At 61.6% G+C, this 1412-nt stretch carries 1 pseudogene; it reads left to right on the top strand.

The features are described 5' to 3' along the window. Window positions 1-1412: pseudogene (locus tag AC1DT3_RS21090) on the top strand (hypothetical protein); the annotation flags it as partial.

Below are 1412 nucleotides of genomic sequence, written 5' to 3'. Positions count from 1 at the left end.
AAAGTGACCCTCAAAGCGCCGACAGGTCAGGTCGAGCTTCCGGAAGGCCGTCAACTCGCTGCGTCCGAAGGTACGTTCACGTTGCCGAATTATTGGGGCGATACGGCACAAGCGCAGATCGATTTTCGTCTCCAAGGTGGCGCCGATGCACTCGCGGCGCTGCTGAAGGAGCCGGTGATCCACCAGATCGCCGGTTTCGACGTGGACCCATCGACGGTCAAGGGCAAGAGCGACCTCAAGGTCGGCATAGGGTTGCCCGTGAAGGACATTCCGCCTGTCGCCGATCTGCCGATAACGGTCAACGGCAAGGTCAGCGACCTGACCATCGAAAAGATGTTCGGCAAGGATCGGCTCGAAAGCGCGACACTGGCCGTCGCATACGATCGCGGCTCGCTCGTGATCAAGGGTGATGGCAAGCTTGCCGGCAGCGCTACGACGATCGATGTACGTCAGGGCCGCGACGGTGGCGAAGCGAATGTCGCCTTCGTACTCGACGAGGCCGCGCGGCAACGGCGCGGCCTGTCATTCGGATCTCAGTTGACCGGTCCGTTGCCGATCAAGGCGACGGTTTTCCTCGGCAAGGATGCCAAACCCGGAACGAAGCTCGACATCGACTTGGCAAAAGCGACGATCGACCAACTCGTTCCAGGGTGGGTGAAGCCGGCGGGACGTCCCGGCCGTCTGACGATGACGCTGATCGAAGGACCGGCGAGCGAGCTGCGCGATCTATCGCTCGACAGCGGTGTGACGCAGATGCGCGGGAGTGCCGTTCTGTCCTCCGACGGCGCGCTCGACCGAGCCGATTTGACGACGTTCAAGATCTCGGCCGGCGACGATATGCGTGCGCAGGTCGACCGGAGCAACGGCGTGTACAAGGTCGTCATCCGCGGAAACGTGGGTGACGCTCGGCCCTTCGCGAAATTGATGAGCGGCCCCTCGAGCAATCGAGCCGTGGCGGCGCGCGACGGCAAGGATTTCGATCTCGATCTCGTCCTCAATATTTTGACGGGCTTCAACGAAGAGGCGATCACCAACGCCACGATGAAACTGTCCATGAGGAAAGACAACCTTCGCCAATTGGACATGAAGGGGCGTCTCGGTTCGACGAACGTCGTCGGCCGCACGGTGACGCAAGGCAGCTCGAATGCGGTCATCGTGCTGCAAGCGGAAGATGCCGGCGCGCTGCTTCGATTTACCGACGTCTACCGGCGCATGTCCGGCGGCGAACTCGTTTTGCAGATGGGCACGGGCGATGGTCCGCAAGCCGGCGTGGCAACGCTCCATTCCTTTACCCTCGTGAACGAACCGGCGCTTCGCCGCATCATCCCGACACAGACGCAGACAGTCGCGGGGCAAGACAAGAACGGACGCGCTCAGGCGGTTCAGGTCGATACGAACCAGATCAGTTTTTC

Source organism: Microvirga sp. P4_G7, from assembly GCF_056401005.1.
The sequence above is the reverse complement of the archived record's forward strand: the minus strand, read 5'-3'. Positions and strand labels throughout refer to the sequence as shown.